General features: G+C 42.3%; 15 protein-coding genes. 10 read left to right on the top strand and 5 right to left on the bottom strand.

What is annotated here, in order from left to right; translation table 11 throughout:
* Positions 1–470: 470 nt before the first annotated feature.
* From bamD to OQY15_RS08890, 9 genes are all read left to right on the top strand, one after another.
* A complete protein-coding gene (bamD, locus tag OQY15_RS08930; protein ID WP_265790365.1) occupies positions 471–1,409 on the top strand; it encodes an outer membrane protein assembly factor BamD in 939 nt (312 codons plus the stop codon).
* Positions 1,409–1,735: a DNA-directed RNA polymerase subunit omega gene (locus OQY15_RS08925; protein WP_265790363.1), complete on the top strand. Its 327-nt coding sequence runs from the start codon at positions 1,409–1,411 to the stop codon at positions 1,733–1,735. Before bamD ends, OQY15_RS08925 begins: the two co-directional genes overlap by 1 nt.
* Before the next feature lie 46 nt (positions 1,736–1,781).
* A complete protein-coding gene (gene coaBC / locus OQY15_RS08920; RefSeq protein ID WP_265790361.1) occupies positions 1,782–2,981 on the top strand; it encodes a bifunctional phosphopantothenoylcysteine decarboxylase/phosphopantothenate--cysteine ligase CoaBC in 1,200 nt (399 codons plus the stop codon).
* A complete protein-coding gene (locus OQY15_RS08915; RefSeq protein ID WP_265790359.1) occupies positions 2,978–3,877 on the top strand; it encodes a DUF4835 family protein in 900 nt (299 codons plus the stop codon). The genes coaBC and OQY15_RS08915 overlap by 4 nt, the downstream gene beginning before the upstream one ends.
* 111 nt (positions 3,878–3,988) lie before the next feature.
* The gene (locus tag OQY15_RS08910; protein WP_265790357.1) at positions 3,989–4,372 is read left to right on the top strand and encodes a BlaI/MecI/CopY family transcriptional regulator; all 384 of its coding nucleotides are present in this window, start codon (positions 3,989–3,991) and stop codon (positions 4,370–4,372) included.
* Between the two features lies 1 nt (position 4,373).
* The gene (locus OQY15_RS08905; RefSeq protein WP_265790355.1) at positions 4,374–6,104 is read left to right on the top strand and encodes a M56 family metallopeptidase; all 1,731 of its coding nucleotides are present in this window, start codon (positions 4,374–4,376) and stop codon (positions 6,102–6,104) included.
* A gap of 126 nt (positions 6,105–6,230) precedes the next feature.
* Complete coding sequence (recN, locus tag OQY15_RS08900) at positions 6,231–7,892, top strand: DNA repair protein RecN (RefSeq protein ID WP_265790353.1); 1,662 nt, start codon at positions 6,231–6,233, stop codon at positions 7,890–7,892.
* A gap of 5 nt (positions 7,893–7,897) precedes the next feature.
* A complete protein-coding gene (locus OQY15_RS08895) occupies positions 7,898–9,127 on the top strand; it encodes a carboxypeptidase-like regulatory domain-containing protein (RefSeq protein WP_265790349.1) in 1,230 nt (409 codons plus the stop codon).
* A gap of 57 nt (positions 9,128–9,184) precedes the next feature.
* On the top strand, positions 9,185–10,258 hold the full coding sequence (locus OQY15_RS08890; RefSeq protein ID WP_265790347.1) for a PA0069 family radical SAM protein: 1,074 nt from the start codon (positions 9,185–9,187) through the stop codon (positions 10,256–10,258).
* Between the two features lie 53 nt (positions 10,259–10,311).
* Here OQY15_RS08890 and OQY15_RS08885 read toward each other — a convergent pair whose 3' ends face one another.
* Positions 10,312–12,837: an ATP-dependent Clp protease ATP-binding subunit gene (locus OQY15_RS08885; protein WP_265790344.1), complete on the bottom strand. Its 2,526-nt coding sequence runs from the start codon at positions 12,835–12,837 to the stop codon at positions 10,312–10,314.
* A 483-nt stretch (positions 12,838–13,320) separates the two neighbouring features.
* Here OQY15_RS08885 and ettA point away from each other — a divergent pair, with 483 nt between their 5' ends.
* A complete protein-coding gene (gene ettA / locus OQY15_RS08880; RefSeq protein WP_265790342.1) occupies positions 13,321–15,000 on the top strand; it encodes an energy-dependent translational throttle protein EttA in 1,680 nt (559 codons plus the stop codon).
* A 2-nt stretch (positions 15,001–15,002) separates the two neighbouring features.
* Here the strand turns inward: ettA and OQY15_RS08875 are convergent, their stop codons facing one another.
* The 4 genes from OQY15_RS08875 to OQY15_RS08860 form a co-directional block, all read right to left on the bottom strand.
* Complete coding sequence (locus tag OQY15_RS08875) at positions 15,003–17,690, bottom strand: outer membrane beta-barrel protein (protein WP_265790340.1); 2,688 nt, start codon at positions 17,688–17,690, stop codon at positions 15,003–15,005.
* 106 nt (positions 17,691–17,796) lie between these two features.
* Positions 17,797–18,045 carry a DUF1456 family protein gene (locus tag OQY15_RS08870; RefSeq protein ID WP_265790338.1) on the bottom strand — a complete coding sequence of 83 codons (249 nt, stop codon included), beginning with the start codon at positions 18,043–18,045 and terminating at the stop codon, positions 17,797–17,799.
* 2 nt (positions 18,046–18,047) lie between these two features.
* Complete coding sequence (locus OQY15_RS08865; RefSeq protein WP_265790336.1) at positions 18,048–19,355, bottom strand: DEAD/DEAH box helicase; 1,308 nt, start codon at positions 19,353–19,355, stop codon at positions 18,048–18,050.
* Complete coding sequence (locus OQY15_RS08860) at positions 19,330–19,563, bottom strand: hypothetical protein (protein WP_265790333.1); 234 nt, start codon at positions 19,561–19,563, stop codon at positions 19,330–19,332. Before OQY15_RS08860 ends, OQY15_RS08865 begins: the two co-directional genes overlap by 26 nt.
* Positions 19,564–19,764: the final 201 nt, after the last annotated feature.

The raw sequence follows: 19,764 nt of genomic DNA, 5'->3' as shown, positions 1-19,764 counted from the left end.
TAATTTTCAAAGCTCTAAAATCATTTCCCTTTCCTCCGAAGCGGGATGCAAAAGTAGGAAAAATATCCCGCCAGCCAAACATTATCTGCAATTCATTTGTATACGACCGCTAAAGACATGGTTTTCAGCAGGAAAGATTTGGTACGCATCGTATATTGTTCGTATATGGTTCGTATTTCGCTCGTAGTTGCCATATGGTTGGGATATGGTTGCGATATGGTTGGTATATGGTTGATATATCCATTTGATATACCAACTATACAACAATGATAAGCAGAGGATATGGCAATATATACCAATACACGAACAAAACACGACCAAACAACGGTGAACCATCCTTTCAATACTATACTATATACTATGTATTTGTTAAATTATGTTAACTGCTTGATCGATATCAAGCCTTTATCTAGCTTAGCGCACAATTATTTTTAATTGACGTTATCGTATTATTAACTTATCTTTGCAGAATGTTTAAAATTAAACACGTTTTTATATTAAGTTTTACAGTAATTGCCTTGACTATTGCAGGTTGCAAAAGCCGATTCGAGAAAATCAGGCTAAGCAATGACGTAGCTAAAAAGTACCAGGAGGCTATTAAACTGTACAATAAAAAGGATTATTCTAAAGCGTTGATCTTATTCGAAGATCTTTCCCAAAAATACAGAGGAAGAACTGAGGCCGAAGATCTCAACTATTATTATGCCTATACTTTATTCCGTTTAAAGGATTATACTACTGCAAGATATCAGTTCAAATACTTTGCAGACACTTACCCTACCAGTAAAAATGCAGAAGAATGCCGTTATATGGGCGCCTACTGTTATTATCTGGATTCTCCGGAATACACCCTGGACCAGGAAAACACATATAAAGCAATTGATGCGTTACAGTTATTTATCAACTTATACCCAAAAAGCGAACGCGTAGCACAGGCAAGTCAGTACATTACAGACCTGCGTGCAAAGCTGGAACTGAAAGCTTATACAAACTCAAGGTTATATTATGACCTTGGAGGATACGATATTGCCAACTTCAAATCATCAGTGATCTCTCTGAAAAATGCTGAAATTGATTTCCCGGATATTAAATTCATCGAAGAAATGGACCTGCTGATCGTAAGATCTCAGTATGACTACGCAAAAAACAGTTACCCATTCCGTCAGGAAGACAGATTTACAGAAGCAATTGGCTATGCAAACGAATTTATTGAAAAACATCCTGAAAGTAAGTATCTTGCAGAAGCAAAAACACTGAAAGAGAAAAGCGAGCAAGGAATAGCGAATGCCAAACAACTGATGACGCTTGCAGCTAACCAGGAGGCGAAATATAAAGCCCTGCTGGCTCAGGAAGCAAAAACAGACAGTACTACCAATAACAAGAAGATTAAAATAACCCCCAAACAATAATGAATACGAATAAAGCCGCAATACCAAATACTACGGTAACAAGAAATGTAAATGATTTAGATCAGAAGACAGAGAATATTTACGAGTCTTTAGTGATTATTTCTAAAAGGGCTAATCAGATTTCTAATAACATGAAAGAAGAACTTCATGGCAAATTAGCTGAATTCGCTTCGTCTAATGACAACCTGGAGGAGATTTTTGAAAACAGGGAACAAATTGAAATCAGCAAGCACTATGAGCGCATGCCTAAACCTTCGCTGATTGCGATCGACGAGTTTCTGAACGACAAAGTTTATCACAGAAATCCGACAAAAGATCAGCAATAATACCAGCATATCCGTTAATTTGCATATTCAATTGCATTAATAGACCATGCTCAAAAATAAAAACATTATCCTTGGCGTTTGCGGTAGCATCGCAGCCTACAAATCTGCCGTTTTAGTCAGACTCCTGATTAAAGCCGGCGCAAACGTCAAGGTAATCCTCACTGCAGATGCGGCAAACTTCATCACACCGCTCACCCTTGCTACCCTCTCAAAAAATCCAGTTTATACAAAATACTTCGAAGAAGAAACCGGCGTATGGAGTAATCATGTAGAATTAGGCCTTTGGGCAGACTATATGATTATTGCACCCGCAAGCGCCAATACTATCGGTAAGATGGCCAACGGGCTTTGCGATAACCTGCTGAGCGCTGTTTACCTGAGTGCCAAATGCCCGGTGTTTTACGCCCCGGCTATGGATCTCGACATGTGGAAACATGAAAGCACCAGGGCTAATATTGATAAACTTCAGGAATTTGGAAACGTAATGATTTCTCCGGGCAAGGGCGAGCTCGCCAGCGGTCTTTATGGAGAAGGGCGAATGGCAGAACCAGAAGAAATTATCAGCTTCATCACTGCTGTGATCAGAAAGAATCTACCCCTCACCGGACTAAAAGTCATGGTTACCGCCGGCCCCACCTATGAACCCATTGATCCGGTACGTTTCGTAGGAAATCACTCCTCCGGAAAAATGGGCTTCGCCCTGGCAGATGAAATGGCAAGACTTGGAGCTGATGTGACCCTGATCAGCGGCCCAACAGCTGAAAAGAGCAACCAGCAGCTGAGCAGAATTGATGTGATCACCGCAGCTGAAATGCTTGAAGCCTGTACAGATCACTTCGCACAAAGCAATATCATTATCATGAGCGCTGCCGTGGCAGATTATACTCCTGCTGAAGTTGCTCTTCAGAAAATCAAAAAGAAAGACGAGGAGTTTACGATTACATTAAAGAAAACGACTGACATTTTGCTTACTCTCGGTCAAATGAAAAGCCCGGAGCAAATCCTGGTAGGCTTCGCACTTGAAACCAATAACGAGGAAGAGAACGCCATTTACAAACTCAGAAAGAAAAACCTCGATCTGATCGTCCTCAACTCTCTGCAGGATAAAGGTGCTGGCTTTAAAAAAGATACCAACAAAATTACTATCTTTAATCGTGCAGAAGAAAAAGTAACCTACGAATTGAAGCCAAAAGCTCAAGTAGCACAAGACATCTGCACTGCAATATTAAAGCTTTATAAGGCATGAAAAAGACACTGTCTCTGATTGTATTGTCCCTGTTAGTGTTCATCGGTGCAGATGCTCAGGAATTGAATGCCAGGGTACAGGTGATTGCACCCCAGGTCTCCAATATCAATAAGGCCAATGTCGATCTCATTCAGTCTACCATACGCAACTTTCTCAATAATAATAAATGGAGCAATCAGAGCTATCAGCCCCAGGAGAGGATAGATTGCAATTTTGTAATCACCATCACAGCATGGGACGGAAGTTCGGCCTACAAGGCTGAAGCCCAGATCCAGACCAGCCGGCCTGTTTATGGAACTTCATACAGCACTACCCTGCTCAACTTAAGTGACAAGGATTTCGATTTCAGCTATAATGAAGGACAGCCCATTGATTTCTCAGATCAGAATTACCTTACCAACCTCAGTTCTCTGCTCTCTTACTACGCTTATACCATCATCGGTATGGACAAAGACAGTTTCAGTAAACTCGGAGGAACACCATACTACCTGAAAGCACAAACGATCCTGAATATTGCCCAAACATCAGGTAACTCTGGCTGGAAAGCTTTCGACGGTTTACGTAACCGTTACTGGTTAAACGAAAACTTGCTTAACAAAAGCTTTGAGGAACTACGGGTCTTCATCTATAACTACCACCTGAATACTCTCGATCATTTACAAGCCGATCCTGCAAAAGCTACAAAACTGATGCTGGGTTTCCTGCCCGAGTTAAAACTAATGGACAAGAAGAAACTAGGATCTATCTTTCCCAATGTCTACTTCGCCACCAAGGCCGAGGAAATCGTCAATATCCTCTCTATGGGCACTGCCCAGGATAAGCTGGATGGCTATAACCTGCTTAATGAAATTGACCCTGCAAACCTGAGCAAGTATGACGCCCTGAAAAAAAACTAATCAGTTCTGCATCTCACTCTGATTCAATACATTTACAATTATTTTGAAAATAATTTTGTTTATACGAATTACTTCGTACATTTGAATACGAAACAATTCGTATAAACAAAGATGTCTACAGAACCTTCAGCAAAACCAACAGAAAGCGAACTGGAAATCCTCCAGATTTTATGGGAGAAAGGAAACTGCACAGTAAGGGATGTTCACGAGATCCTTACCAGAAACAAAGAAGCAGGCTATACCACTACCCTCAAACTGATGCAGATTATGCATGAAAAAGGCCTGGTTAAAAGAGATACAAGTTCTAAAACACATATTTACAGTGCCCTGGCCAGTCAGCAGAAAACACAGCAGCATCTGGTATCAAGATTAATTGACAATGCCTTTAACGGATCTGCTGCCAGGATGGTTATGCAGGCACTGGGTAACCACAAATCCAGTAAGGATGAAATCGATGCGATAAAGAAATATTTAGACCAGTTAGATCAAAATTGATATGGAAACTTTACTACACAATCTCGTACAGGCCACAGGCTGGAGCATATTACATTCGCTATGGCAAAGTGCGCTGATCTATGCCTTACTAATTCCTTCTCAAATGAAGGCCTTCGGGCTCAATGCCAGGCAGAAATACGCAATGGCCTATGGCTCAATTTGTCTGATGTTTGCAGCTTTTGTAGTCACCTTCTCAATGGCATTTCACTGGCCGGCAGAAGCAGCAAATCAAAAGTTTACGGCGCAGGCCTTAGTCCTCCCCGCAGCAGTGCCACAAAACATATCCCAGTACATCGAGATGGTGTTTCCTTACCTGGTACTCTCCTATAGCATCGGCCTGATTATCCAGTCATTGATTGTGGTGCAAGGTTACCGCAAAGTACAGGCGCTAAAAAAATCAACATATACAGTAATCCCGGAAACCTGGAAATCGCTCTTTGAAAACCTGAAAAAGGAACTCCATATTAAAAAAGAAATCAGCTTCCGATTGTCAGATCATGTTACGGTGCCCCTGGTCATTGGTTTCTTCAAACCGGTAATCCTCTTTCCAATTGCTCTTGCTGCACAGATGGACCTGAAACAGGTAGAAACCATTCTGATCCATGAACTTTCCCATATCAGAAGGAATGATTATCTGTTCAACCTGATCAAAACCATGATCGACACGATTCTTTTCTTCAACCCATTTGTATGGCTTGCCGGCAGATTGATCAATATAGAACGCGAACATGCCTGTGACGACCTGGTCATAAAACTCACCCATACACCGCTTACCTATGCCCATGCCCTGTTAACCCTGGAACTGATTACCGACCAAAGCAGACCAGTGCTGGCATTAGCCGCGACAGGCGCTAATCAACACTTGTATCAACGCATCAAAAGAATTACTGATATGAAAACTACTTATGCCAACTCCCGCCAAAAACTGTTTGCTGTGACGCTTACTTTTGCTACAATTATTTCTCTGGCCTGGATCAACCCCGCAGAAAAAGAAAAGACCATCAGCACTACAGCAAAAACAAAAGATATGATCCCTGCTTCAGCACAAATACTCCTGCAGGATACCATAAAGAAAAAAGCAAAAAAACTCATTAAGATAAAAAAAACCGACTCAGTATGTGTTCCTGGACCACCTGCTCCAGCTGCTCCGCCAAGTGGAAAAATCCCTGTAGCTCCAAAGGCACCTAAAGCTGCAACTACCATTCCTGCACCACCACAGGAACCTGAGGCCCCAATCGCACCTGAGATTGCAATCATTGCTCCTCTGACAGATATGGTCATCAAATTCTCCGCCGACGTAACTGACATGACCATGGCTCAGCTAAACGGAAAGGATGAAGCAGCGATTAAGAAAATGCAGGCAGAAATCGAGAAAAAGGGAGTAGAATTACAACGTAAGTTCAACTCCCCGGAACAGAAAGCTAAATGGGAAAAGCTCGCTGCTGATATGAGAGCTAAAGCGGACTCTCCTGAACGCAAAGAGCTGATCAAAAAGATACAGCTGCAGGCAAAAATGGCTGCTATCGATGCTCAAAAGATGGTGAATGATCCTCAGTTTAAAAAGAACCTGCATTCCCTGACCATTACCCAGGGGCAACCAATGAGGATTATTGTGGACAATGAAAATACCAGGAAAGTAAAGGAAACTCCTGAGTATATCGAGCTGAAAAAGAAATTTGATCAGGATGTTGAAGAACTGGTAAACAAGAAAAATAAAAAAGACGAGAACTAGGAACACTGCCCCGGTTTTTGTCCGCACTCTCAAAAAAGCCCCGTTTAGTTCAATCTATCCGGGGCTTTTTTTGTTTATAAAGAAATAAACATCCATTGACTAAGTTTTCATAATTTAGCAAAGAATATGCTACAGAAACTTTCTATACGTAATTATGCATTGATCGATAGTGTTGACCTTGAACTCGATAAAGGTCTGAATATTATCACTGGTGAGACAGGTGCAGGTAAGTCTATCATGTTAGGCGCACTCTCTCTGATTCTGGGCCAGCGTGCGGAAACTAAATACTTCTTTAACCAGGATAAAAAATGTGTGATCGAAGGGCAGTTTAAACTATCCGGCACATCTCTGCAAGGCTATTTTGAAGAACTTGACCTCGACTTCCATCGGGACAGCATTTTGAGAAGGGAAATTTCTATAGACGGTAAGTCCAGGGCCTTCATCAATGATACTCCCGTAACGCTGGCAGTAATGAAGCTGATTGGAGAAAAACTGATCGACATCCATTCACAGCATGCTACTTCAGAGGTAAATGATCCGGGATTCCAGTTATCTGTTGTAGACACCTTATCCGACCATTTGCCACTGTTGACGGATTACAGACAGAAATTTAAGACGTATAAAAAGCATTTACAACACCTGCTTAATTTGCAGACATCTGCCGATGAGGCACGCAGCAAACAGGATTACGAGCAATTCCTGTACAATGAGCTGGAAAATGCAAATCTGAATGCAGATGAACAGGCTGCTCTTGAGATGGAACTGGAAGCACTGAACCACGCTGAGAGTATAAAAAGAGGCTTGGTAAATGGCTATAATCTGCTTGACGGCGAAGAAACCGCAGTAATCCCTATATTAAAAGAAGTTATCATTCAACTGCAGGGCATAGAAAAGTTCAATCCTGCATATGTGGCCCTCAATGATAGATTAAGATCTTCATTGATCGAGATCAGGGACATAGCCGATGAAACCGCATCATCTGAAGAAAATATTGTGTTTAACCCCTCGCGTATCGAAGAAATCAATACAAGACTGGACACGGTTTACACGCTGCAGCAGAAACACCGTGTGAATAGCATCGAGGAGTTGCTCGCCATACAGGCAGAACTATCAGACAGTTTAAATACACTGCTGAATAGTGATGAAGAGATAGAGCGCCTGATCAAAGAGATCAATGCCCTGAAAATTGATCTGGAGAAAATAGCAGATACGCTGTCAAAAAAACGAAGCAAAGCAATCACCGTAGCACAAAAGCAGGTGGGAGAAATCCTGGTGCAGGTTGGTATGCCGAATGCGAAAATAAAAATTGAACAGACGGTAGTAGAAAACCTGAATAAGGACGGCAAAGATATGATCGCATTGCTGTTTTCGGCAAATGCCGGACAGGCACCTGCTCCTGTAGGAAAGGTTGCCTCCGGCGGGGAGCTGTCGCGACTGATGCTGGCCATCAAGTCTATCATCTCCAAACATACTGCATTGCCAACGCTTATTTTTGATGAAATTGACACTGGTATTTCAGGCGAAACGGCATTACGCGTAGGTGATGTAATCGGTGAACTGGAGCAGAACATGCAGGTAATCTGTATCACGCACCTCCCTCAGATTGCTGCGAAGGGCGAAGCGCATTACTTTGTCTATAAAAAAGAAGATGGCGACAGAACGACCACGGGGATACGCAGATTGAGCAGCGAAGAGCGTGTAGCAGCAATAGCTGAGATGCTCAGTGGAAAAAATCCTGGTGAATCTGCACTCAAAAACGCAGAGGACCTGCTCAGCTTTAAAAACTAGCCCCTATGATCAAGTATCTCCTCGGGACACTATTTCTGCTGGTATTAAGTGTAAATGTGCAGGCCCAGAAACTGTTTTCCATTACAGGTGTTGTGCAGGATAAAAAAGGAGAAACCCTCCCTGGGGCAGGTATTTATCTCAGTGGTTATACGACGGCGACAGTTACAAATAATGACGGGCAGTTTAACCTTGCTAATTTAAAGCCGGGTGCTTACGAAGTGGTGGTACAGATGATGGGCTACCTGCCCTTCAGCAAAAGCGTAATCATCTCTGACCAGACCGTAAACATCAAAATTGTGCTGCAGGAAAATACTGTTCAGTTACGCGAGGTGGTAATTACAGCAGATCCCAACCGCGAAAAAAACCTGCAGTTATTTAAAGAATTCTTTATTGGACGCACCCCAAATTCGGCAAAATGTAAGATACTTAACCCGGAGGTGCTGTACATCAAATATGACGGTGATCATCGTATCTTAAGTGTAACCAGTAATGAATTTCTGGTAGTAGAAAATAAGGCTTTGGGATACCGTCTCAAATATATGCTCAACCTCTTCGAATATAACTTTGATACCAGGATTGTCTTTTTCTCTGGCCTTCCGGTATTTGAAGACCTGAAGGGTTCTGGCAGCAAAAGAAAAACATGGTTAAAGAACCGTGAAATTGCGTATGCAGGATCACCGCAGCATTTCTTCCAATCGCTCTACAGAAACAAGGTAGAGGAAGAGGGCTTTATTATATATAAACGGATCAAGACACCCAACCCTAACCGGCCCTCTGATGCCTATATTGCTGCAACAAAGGCCAGGTTACTGAGAAAGAGAAAGATACAGGTGATTTCAGCGGCAATGATCAATGACTCACTAAATACGTTAATGCAAATCGCAAACCTGCCAAAGGAATATACCAGTCTGGACATGTCTGGCGTGGCCACGGACACATTGGTTAAACAGATGTTCCCGAACATGAAGACCATCAATTACAAGGACGAACTTTATGTAATGTATACCAAAGAAGAAGAAAGCACCGGTTATTCCAATACGGGTCATTATATCATGCGTCCTCTTAATGTTCCAAACTATCAGATTTCGGTGGTGCAAATGCTGCAGGGACCAGTGAGCTTTTATCCAAATGGCGGAATGCATGATTCCAAAGCTTTACTCTACGAAGGTTTCTGGGCATATGAGAAGATTGGCGATATGGTCCCAATGGATTATGTCCCCATCAATAAAAGATAAATACCTTCTTGCTTAATACTAATATTATTAGTAATTTTAACTAACTATACTAGAGATATGTTAGAGGATAAAAATACTGGTAATTACCTGAAAGGCAGGGGTGCTCAATTCAACCCACATAATCGCTTTGCAGCCAATTCGTATGTTCAGGAACACGCAGAAGGCATTGACGACTGGGAGGTTGAGAACCAAAAGACAACCTTTATTATTGGGACATCAAAATCTATAGTCAATAAGGTGGAGAGTCCAGACGTGGGCATGGCCTGGTCACTCAATCCCTATCAGGGCTGTGAGCATGGCTGTACCTATTGTTATGCCAGGAATGCTCATGAATACTGGGGTTTTAGTGCGGGACTTGATTTTGAAAGAAAGATCATTATCAAAAAGGATGCACCTGATCTCTTCAGGAAATTTCTTGAGCGAAAGGGCTGGAATGCCGAAACAATCTCGCTTTCCGGAAATACAGACTGTTATCAGCCTGCAGAGCGTGAATATAAACTCACCCGTCAGCTGCTGGAGATCGCACTTGCCTATAAACAGCCCATTGGAATGATTACCAAAAACTCATTGATTCTGCGTGACAAGGATATCCTGCAAGAGATGGCAAAGCAACATTTGTGCATGGTATACGTTTCGATCAACAGTCTGGACGAAAAGCTCAGACTAGCCATGGAACCACGAACAACCACTGCCCGGCAAAGACTGAGAGTGGTTGAAGAATTAAGTTCTGCGGGCATCCCAACGGGTGTAATGGTTGCGCCTATTGTTCCCGGTTTGAATGACCATGAGATTCCCAAAGTTTTAAAAACTATTGCCTCTTGCGGGGCTGTAGGTGCCGGCTATACTGTAGTGCGGTTAAATGGTGCAATAGGACCAATCTTTGAAGACTGGCTGCGTCAGAATTTCCCGGACAGATTTGATAAGGTATGGCATATGATTCAATCCTGTCATGGCGGTAAGGTGAACGATAGCAGGTTTGGCGACCGCATGAGAGGCGATGGAAATATTGCCCGTATGATACGTGATACATTTAAGCTGCATTGCAGGATCAATAACCTGAACACTAAAAAGATTGTTCTTGATTCCGGGAGCTTTGCGGTACCTACCCAGCAAATGAGGATGTTTTTGTAAATAAAAAAGGCTGCCTGAAATCAGGCAGCCTTGTATGGTTAAAGATTCAAATCTTATACTTCTTTTTTCTTTTTACCAGGACTCTTGTTCTCTACTACAATCAGATCAGTTTCTTTATTGTAATCGATTTCAAGGATATCTCCATCGTTGATCTCTCCTTTAAGGATCTCCTCAGCAATCGGATCTTCCAGGTATTTCTGTATCGCACGTTTGAGCGGACGGGCACCAAAGTTACTGTCAAAACCTTTGTCGGCAATAAAGTCTTTAGCCACATCAGTCAATTTGATTTCATAACCCAGTGTATGTACACGACCAAATAAGGCTTTCAGCTCAATATCAATGATTTTGAAGATCTCTTCTTTACCTAATGTATTGAATACAATCACATCATCCACACGGTTCAGGAACTCAGGAGCGAAAGCACGTTTCAGTGCATTTTCAATCACGCCTCTTGAGTGTGAATCTACCTGGTTGGTTTTGGCACTGGTAGAGAAACCTACACCCTGTCCAAAATCTTTCAGCTGGCGTGCACCAATATTAGAGGTCATGATGATGATCGTATTCCTGAAGTCGACCTTACGACCTAAACTGTCAGTCAGCTGACCTTCGTCAAGTACCTGCAACAAGATATTGAACACATCAGGGTGAGCTTTTTCAATCTCATCCAGCAGGATTACTGCATAAGGTTTGCGGCGAACTTTTTCAGTTAACTGACCACCTTCTTCATAACCCACGTATCCCGGAGGCGCTCCCACTAAACGTGAAACAGCAAATTTCTCCATATACTCACTCATATCAATCTGAATCAGTGAATCATCACTGTCAAACATAAACCTTGCAAGTTCTTTCGCCAGCTCAGTTTTACCAACACCTGTTGGGCCTAAGAAGATGAATGAACCGATAGGTTTTTTAGGATCTTTCAATCCAGCTCTTGTGCGCTGAATAGCCCTTGTCAGTTTTTTGATGGCATCATCCTGTCCAATGATCTTTGCTGCCACAGTTTCCTGCATGTTCAGCAATTTCACACTGTCAGTCTGTCCAACACGCTGCAAAGGAATACCAGTCATCATGGAAACTACTTCAGCAACATTATCTTCCGTTACTGTATAACGTTTGGTTTTAGTTTCAGCTTCCCATGCAGATTTTGCGCGTTCAAGTTCCTCAAGCAGATTTTTCTCTGTATCTCTTAACTTGGCAGCTTCCTCATATTTCTGGCTTTTCACCACTTTGTTCTTTTCAACTTTGATATTCTCGATTTTGGTCTCGATATCAATGATGTTTTCAGGAACATGGATATTGGTCAGGTGAACCCTTGAACCGGCTTCATCCAAAGCGTCGATAGCTTTATCCGGAAGGAACCTGTCCGTAATATATCTTGAAGTTAGCGAAACGCAGGCATTAATCGCTTCTGTGGTATAGGTTACACCATGATGTTCTTCATATTTCTCTTTGATACGGTTGAGGATCTCAATCGTTTCATCCGGAGAAGCAGGCTCTATCATCACTTTTTGGAAACGACGGTCCAAAGCACCATCTTTCTCGATATACTGACGGTATTCATCCAGTGTGGTAGCACCAATACATTGTATCTCTCCCCTTGCCAGGGCAGGTTTGAACATGTTGGAAGCATCCAGTGAACCTGAAGCCCCACCAGCGCCAACGATAGTATGTATCTCATCAATAAACAGGATCACATCCGTAGATTTCTCCAGCTCATTCATTACCGCTTTCATACGTTCTTCAAACTGGCCACGGTATTTTGTGCCTGCAACCAGTGAGGCGAGATCTAAGGTTACTACCCTTTTGTTGAACAGTACCCTTGAAACTTTACGCTGCACGATACGCAGGGCTAGACCTTCTGCAATTGCAGATTTACCTACTCCCGGCTCACCAATCAGAATAGGGTTGTTTTTCTTACGGCGTGAAAGGATTTGTGAAACACGTTCAATTTCTTTTTCACGGCCTACGATAGGATCAAGCCTGCCTTCTTCCGCAGCCTTGGTCAGGTCTCTTCCAAAGTTGTCCAGAACCGGAGTTTTGGATTTAATGTCAGATACCTTTTTAGGGCTGGAGAAACTTTCCTCTTCACGGTAATCATCGTCCCCGCCGGTAGAAGCACTACCCTGAGTTTCATCCCTGAAGCCGTTTTTATTTACTTCAACTTCCTGTTTGAAAATCTCATAGTTAATACTGTACTGTAGCAGAATCTGGGAAGCAATATTATCGTCATCGCGCAGGATTGAAAGCAATAGATGCTCTGTTCCTATCAGATCGCTTTTAAAGATTTTAGCTTCGAGATATGTAATTTTTAGTACTTTTTCGGCCTGTTTAGTCAATGGGATATTTCCCAGGTTAACCGTCACACTTGATGTACCCCTAACTGCCTCTTCAATTGAGCGGCGTAACTTAGACGTATCAACACCCAGTGACTTCAATATTTTGATTGCCATTCCATCGCCTTCGCGAATGAGGCCTAACAAAAGATGCTCAGCGCCTATATAATCGTGACCTAATCTCAGGGCTTCTTCCCTGCTAAACGAAATCACGTCTTTTACTTGTGGTGAAAATTTAGCTTCCATATATACCTTTTCTAAAAACAGGAACGCCCTAAACTATAAAATATGTTATAAAAAGCGTTACCAATCTGATTTATTTTATCAACAATTACGCCATACAGAGGAAGAAAGATTTAGATCCTGACGTTATTTCACTAAACTTACTAACTTTTGACACGAATAGCAATAATAATTTCTGCATGAAAAGAAAATAAAAACTACCTCTAAGGTAGTTCAAATAATCATTGCTTTGAAAACAACCAGGGGTTTTGGGAGAATTGTCCCAGTAATGTAATGATTGTTTACACTAAAACGACCTGTCATTTTGTAAGTTACAACATAATTTTAGTACTAAAATGTCAGGTCTTATTTCTCATCATGAGTTAAAATGGCGGGCCGGTTTAAGTTTGCCCGCTGATAAAGTGATATAATAGGTATGATAATTTCGATACTGTGTTCGCTTGCTTATATTTGCGGATATCAGGAGTACAAACATAACAACCAAACATGTCAGACGAAAAGATAATATTCTCAATGGCGGGGGTAAATAAGATTTATCCCCCTCAAAAACAAGTATTAAAAAACATATACCTTTCTTTCTTTTACGGTGCCAAAATTGGCGTCATTGGTTTGAACGGATCAGGTAAATCATCTGTTCTGAAAATCATTGCAGGCCTGGATAAAGCTTTCCAGGGCGAGGTGGTATTCTCTCCGGGATATACTGTAGGCTACCTGGCGCAGGAGCCTGAACTGGACGAAAATAAAACTGTGCGCGAAGTTGTTGAAGAAGGTGTTGCAGAAATCACTGCTATTCTGAAAGAATACGAAGACATCAATGAGCAGTTTGGATTACCTGAAGTTTATGAAGATGCTGATGCAATGGATAAGCTGATGGCTAAACAAGGTGAACTACAGGATAAAATTGACGCCACAAATGCCTGGGAGCTGGATACCAAACTGGAACGTGCTATGGATGCACTGCGCTGCCCTGATCCGGAAACCAAAATTGGCGTACTGTCAGGTGGTGAGCGCCGCCGTGTGGCGATGTGCCGTCTGCTCTTGCAGGAACCTGATGTACTCTTGCTGGATGAGCCTACCAACCACCTTGACGCGGAAAGTATCGACTGGCTGGAGCAATTCCTGAAAGATTACAAAGGAACTGTCATTGCTGTTACCCACGACAGGTATTTCCTTGACAATGTAGCAGGATGGATTCTTGAGCTGGACCGCGGAGAAGGTATTCCCTGGAAAGGAAATTATTCTTCTTGGTTAGACCAGAAAGCTAAACGACTGGCACAGGAAGAAAAAACAGAGAGCAAACGTCAGAAAACACTGGAGCGCGAGCTGGAATGGGTACGTATGGCACCTAAGGCAAGACATGCAAAATCTAAAGCTAGGTTATCAAATTATGATAAACTGGCATCCGAGGATTCAAGAGAAAGAGAAGATAAACTGGAGCTTTTCATCCCTGCAGGACCAAGACTTGGAAACGTGGTGATCGAAGCCAACAATATCACTAAGTCATACGGAGACAAAATCCTGTTTGAAAACCTGAGTTTCTCTCTTCCACCGGCAGGTATCGTTGGAATCATTGGCCCCAATGGTGCTGGAAAGACTACCCTCTTCCGCCTCATTACTGAACAGGAAACACCTGATGAAGGTACTTTCAGGGTCGGGGAAACTGTAGCACTGGGTTACGTAGACCAGATGCACAACGACCTTGAAGGCGACAAAACGGTATATGAAAATATTACCGACGGACTGGACAACATCCAGCTCGGAAATAAAGCGGTGAATGGACGTGCCTATGTTTCGAAGTTCAACTTCAATGGCGGCGACCAGCAGAAAAAGGTAAACATCCTTTCAGGGGGAGAACGCAACCGTGTTCACCTGGCGATCACGCTAAAGAAAGGTGCTAACGTGCTGCTTCTCGATGAACCTACCAATGATATCGACGTCAATACACTACGCGCACTGGAAGAAGCGCTGGAGAATTTCGGTGGTTGTGCAGTGGTCATCAGTCACGACAGGTGGTTCCTGGACAGGATCTGTACGCATATCCTTGCCTTTGAAGGTAATTCACAAGTTTACTTCTTTGAGGGTAACTACAGCGATTACGAAGAAAACCGCAAGAAAAGACTCGGTGATGTAACCCCTCACCGTATACGTTACAAAAAGCTGGTTTAATATCAGCTGCCCTTGCCTCCAAATTTTTGCAAACGGTAGGTAAAGGTTAAAAGAAAATATCTGGTAATTTGGTTATACTGACTGTCAGTGATCGAATTATCAGATATACTTCTTACCAGGTTATTTCCCTGGTTCAGTAAATCATATCCCTGCAACATCATCGTGCCCTGCCTGTTTTTGAACATGGTCTTCTCTACACTGAAATTAATCAGCAGCGGGTTTGCTACTTTAATTTCATATCCCGAATTGATTCTTTTTGATACGTCAGCAATAACCACCCAGCTTTTGCCAACATTGGTGCGCTCGTTCACATTAAACTGCCAGGTTTCTACATTCCTTAAACTGAGCTGTGCGATGGAGTAACGGTTACTGCTATAATTATACATGGCAGAGCCTGACAAGGTCAACCGACGCTGGTTCATCCTGAGCTTTAGCGTTTGAGAGTAATTGATATTTCTGTTGGTATTTAGAATATCATTTGCAAAGGACACCATATTGATATAATCCCATGTTCCCCGAATTTCTGCATTGAATTTGTTTTTGGCAAAGGGAACAGAATAAGAGTAGGAACTGCCAAACTGATAAGTACCATTGGCATTTTCAAAGTGTGTTTGCTGTTTCAGACTATTCAGGGTGTCTTTTACCAGCAGCACATTACTTACTACCTGATCTTCCACCACCGATCCGTTGAGACCAAGCATCAACGTTGCACCACTATTTTCTTCTGTATGCTGAAAACTAAGCGTTCCTGAATGGGTAAAACTCGACCTCAGGTTGGGATTACCTATGATTACGTTCTGCAAGTTAGTAATATTTGGTACGGGTTGCAGCTGGTAAAAATCAGGCGCAGTACTTGTACCACTGTAGACAAAGGCAATGTTATCCCAATCGGATACTGCATAGCTCAGGTTTACAATTGGCGATACATTGAGTTCCAGATGGTCTATCTTTGATTCGTTACCATCATATTCACCCGTTAACTGACTTGGCTGAGCAGTAAATCCAAGGTTATAATTGAGGCGTTTAGACTGGTATCTGTAACTTACCGCAAAGCGATGCAAAAGAAAAGAAGAAGAATATAAAGAACTCAATGAGTCTACCACAGTATTGGCACCGGCACTGTTATTTACACGCGTATATAAGCTGTTCCTGTTTTTATTGAAAGAAAAGAAGTAGGCGAAATCAATATTCTTTTTAACCGCTGAATCCTGGCTGGCACGCAGAGGTTCACTGTAGCGGAAGTCGGCAGTGACAGTATTCGACCTGTTTTCCGTTTCCACCAGCCTGTTGATCACAGAATCCTTTAATGGCGTATTGTTATTCCTGTTGTAATAGCTGATTTTGTTTCCAAGCTCTTCTTCCACCTGGTTAATACCTGTACTCAGCGTTACCCCTCCCGACATACTTCTGCCTGGTTTCTCCATACTTCTTGCCCATACAAAGTTTCCATTGAGATTTGGCGTTTCCACATTGGACACCGTCTGGTTGAACAAATCCTGCCTGATCAGACCTGTTTGTCTGGAATCAGTTTCTGCTGCCCGTCCCCTTTTCACCATTGAGCCACCTAATGAGGCCTGAAAATAACTTTTGTCTGCTATCGACTGAATATTAAAATTGATCGTATTGTTATTATCGGTAGACCTGCTTTTGGATTCCGATTTATTGAAGATTGTTCCACCCCGGCTGATTGTTTCAATAGAATTGAGTTGATTGGACAGGTTTTTAATATAAGCATAGTTATATACGGCACTTGCAGTGACCCCATTGGATAATTTATCCCTGTAATTTAAACCGGCACCGGCATTGGTATTAATTCCCGCATCATTGCTGGTATTGCTGGAATTACTGCTTACACCAATTTGCTTACTTCCTTCCCAATAGTTACCATTTCCCTGCAGTCCGTACCGGTGATCTGTACCACCGCTGACAGAAGCATTACCAAAGGTACCATTGTTCTGCCCGGCTTTGGTGACCAGGTTCAGCATCTTCTGGGAGTCGCCGGTTCTCATTCCCGTAAAATTCGCCTCATCCCCATAATCATTGATGATTTGTAATTTATCGATGATGTTTGCCGGAAGCTGCCTGATGAAGTCTTTCACATTATTCGTGAAAAAATCCTCCCCATTGACACGAAGTTTTACCAATGGTTTACCCATTGTAAATGCATTGCCATTGGCATCTACCTCTACCCCCGGGAGCTGCCGCAGCAAGTCTTCCACCCTGTCATTTTCTGAGATCTGGTAAAATGATGCATTAAATTCAATGGTATCCCTTTTTATTTTCATGGGTTTGTCGCGCCCCTTGATCACCACTTCATCCAGCAGGTTAGATTCAAGGTGCAGCATGATGGGATAGAGCACCAGGTTAAGCTGGTCTGCCTGGTAGACATAACTCATGGTATAAGGCTTAAAGCCCACCCTCATAATCAGCAGCGAAATATTATCTGTTTTCACACCGGCAAAAGCGAAGCGCCCGCGGCTGTCTGTGATGGTATTGAGGGTATCTTTATCAGCGATCATGAAGACATCGGCACCCGGAACAGCATCTTTGAGAGAATCTATGACACTGCCGGTTACCTTTCGCTGTACCTGCGCTTCTGCACTGAGGGAGCAGGCAAACCAAAAGACATTAAATAAAATTATGCATTTTAAATGAGCCAGATTTCCATGAAATTTTAAAAAATCAACCATTTGCCATGCAATGCTATTCAACCTTCCGTTCACAAGTATAACGGTTTGTTCAATCAAATTAACCTAATACGTCTAATATCTGGTTAATTTTTATAACAGTGCGTATTTAATCTGCTTTTGGGGCGGCAGGTTTTTCTACCCGCGGACCTCTTTTATAGATGACCAATCCATTTAAGAAATTTCTCAGGATCTGGTCGCCACAAGGTTTAAAATTAGGATGGTCGTCACTTCTGAAAAATGAGCCCAGCTCACTTTTGGTGATCTTAAAATTTACCAATCCCAGAATCATGATAATATCTTCGTTATTCAGCTCCAGCGCTACGCGGAGCTTTTTAAAAATGTCGTTGTTGCTCATATTTACATTGCTACTTCTATCTTCACTTTTCTGTTCTTTATCTTCTCATCGCGCAGGGCAGCAAGTACCTTCCTGACCATATTCCTTTTTATGGCCACATATGAACTCTGATCTTTTACTTCTATCAGCCCGACATCCTCCTTCTGGAGACCACCTTTTTTTAGCAGTAGCCCTACAATATCTATCTTGTTGACTTTATCTTTTTTACCCGCAGCAATATAAAGTGTTTGCCACTGGCTGTCTTTGGGAAGCTCATAGTTACCTTTCAGCTTTTCGATCTCAATTTCAGCTTTCAGAAAAGGGTATTTCTCTTCTTCAGTCATAATCAGGAAAGCTGTGCCCTTTGCATTCATACGTGCGGTACGTCCGTTTCTGTGTAAAAATGCATCTTCAGTATAAGGAAGCTGATAATGGATGATGTTTCCTACTTCAGGAATATCCAGCCCCCGCGCCGCCAGATCTGTGGTAATAAGTATTTTGATGCTCCCGTTCCTGAATTTTAACAGGGCTCGCTCTCTTTCATCCTGCTCCATCCCTCCATGGAAGATATCATGAGCAAGATCCTTATCAATCAGCAAATCGCTAATCCTGTCTACTGTTTCCCTATGATTGCAAAAGATTAGAGAAGTTTGTGACCCGATCTTGCAGATCAGTTCAAACAGGGTATCCAGTTTATCTTCTGCTGTCGTGATGATCTTCTTCAGTTTAAGATCAGGAGCTACTTTTACATCCTTTAAAAAATTGACTTCAACCGGTTGCTTCAACCCTGTAAAATCAGGTATTTCATTCATCGCCGTAGCCGAAGTTAGCATACGCTGTTTAAGTGAACGCAAATTACCTATGATATAAGCCATGTCTTCCTGAAAACCAAACTCAAGCGCTTTATCAAACTCATCGAGCACCAGGGTGCTGATGCCGGACTCATCAAAATTCTCTTTTCTTAAATGATAAGCAATCCTGCCGGGCGTACCGATCAGAACTGCCGCGGGCTGCTCAAAGTTGTTCCGTTCAATTTTTACAGGATGGCCTCCATAACAGCAGTTGACTTTAAAGCCAGTGCTCATTTGCCTGAAAACCTGTTCTATCTGTAAAGCGAGTTCTCTTGAAGGTACCAGTATCAATGCTTGAACACCCTTCGCCTCTGCATTCAGATTTTTTAAAACAGGCAATAAAAACCCTATCGTTTTACCCGATCCTGTTGGAGCAAGTAAAACGACATCTTTTCCTTTGTCAGCAGCCGCCATGGCAGACTGCTGCATATCATTAAGAGAAGTGATTTTTAAATTACCCAGTACCTTTTCTACCATCATTCAGCAAAGATAAGACTTTACCGACTCTCATCTGTGCCTTTTTTTCGAGCCTCATTAACATGGTCCCTCTTTTATACATCCATGATGTTACTTTACTGTTAGCCTCCTGGATAGGTGAGCAAATTTTCTCTTCCAGAATATCCAGGTACTTCGCATTAGACCGGCTTTGTTGAAGTAAATAAAATTCGTTGTTCAGCTCTGTGTTCATCTTTTCCGATTTTAATGAGTAATTTAATGAGTAATTTAATGATAAAACAGCAGATTTTTATTTTTTGTTTTCAGCAGTTTCAGGCATTGACGGACTTGCAATTTGCCCGGTACCATTGCGGCATGACGATTGTAAGCTATAGGTTTTTATTTATCAATAAATCACAGGCACAGTATTCGTATGAAAATTGTGCCATCATGT

Source organism: Pedobacter sp. MC2016-15, assembly GCF_026239695.1.
GTDB lineage: Bacteria > Bacteroidota > Bacteroidia > Sphingobacteriales > Sphingobacteriaceae > Pedobacter.
Note: the sequence above shows the minus strand (reverse complement) of the source record. Positions and strands in the feature narration are given on the sequence as shown.

Excerpts from the sequence above, each read along its gene's own strand:
- OQY15_RS08885 (WP_265790344.1), bottom strand. The coding sequence starts at position 12,837 with ATGGAAGCTAAATTTTCACCACAAGTAAAAGACGTGATTTCGTTTAGC.
- OQY15_RS08865 (WP_265790336.1), bottom strand. The coding sequence starts at position 19,355 with ATGATGGTAGAAAAGGTACTGGGTAATTTAAAAATCACTTCTCTTAAT.
- OQY15_RS08910 (WP_265790357.1), top strand. The coding sequence starts at position 3,989 with ATGTCTACAGAACCTTCAGCAAAACCAACAGAAAGCGAACTGGAAATC.
- coaBC (WP_265790361.1), top strand. The coding sequence starts at position 1,782 with ATGCTCAAAAATAAAAACATTATCCTTGGCGTTTGCGGTAGCATCGCA.
- OQY15_RS08895 (WP_265790349.1), top strand. The coding sequence starts at position 7,898 with ATGATCAAGTATCTCCTCGGGACACTATTTCTGCTGGTATTAAGTGTA.
- OQY15_RS08890 (WP_265790347.1), top strand. The coding sequence starts at position 9,185 with ATGTTAGAGGATAAAAATACTGGTAATTACCTGAAAGGCAGGGGTGCT.
- ettA (WP_265790342.1), top strand. The coding sequence starts at position 13,321 with ATGTCAGACGAAAAGATAATATTCTCAATGGCGGGGGTAAATAAGATT.
- OQY15_RS08860 (WP_265790333.1), bottom strand. The coding sequence starts at position 19,563 with ATGAACACAGAGCTGAACAACGAATTTTATTTACTTCAACAAAGCCGG.
- OQY15_RS08905 (WP_265790355.1), top strand. The coding sequence starts at position 4,374 with ATGGAAACTTTACTACACAATCTCGTACAGGCCACAGGCTGGAGCATA.
- OQY15_RS08925 (WP_265790363.1), top strand. The coding sequence starts at position 1,409 with ATGAATACGAATAAAGCCGCAATACCAAATACTACGGTAACAAGAAAT.
- OQY15_RS08915 (WP_265790359.1), top strand. The coding sequence starts at position 2,978 with ATGAAAAAGACACTGTCTCTGATTGTATTGTCCCTGTTAGTGTTCATC.
- bamD (WP_265790365.1), top strand. The coding sequence starts at position 471 with ATGTTTAAAATTAAACACGTTTTTATATTAAGTTTTACAGTAATTGCC.
- OQY15_RS08870 (WP_265790338.1), bottom strand. The coding sequence starts at position 18,045 with ATGAGCAACAACGACATTTTTAAAAAGCTCCGCGTAGCGCTGGAGCTG.
- recN (WP_265790353.1), top strand. The coding sequence starts at position 6,231 with ATGCTACAGAAACTTTCTATACGTAATTATGCATTGATCGATAGTGTT.
- OQY15_RS08875 (WP_265790340.1), bottom strand. The coding sequence starts at position 17,690 with ATGGTTGATTTTTTAAAATTTCATGGAAATCTGGCTCATTTAAAATGC.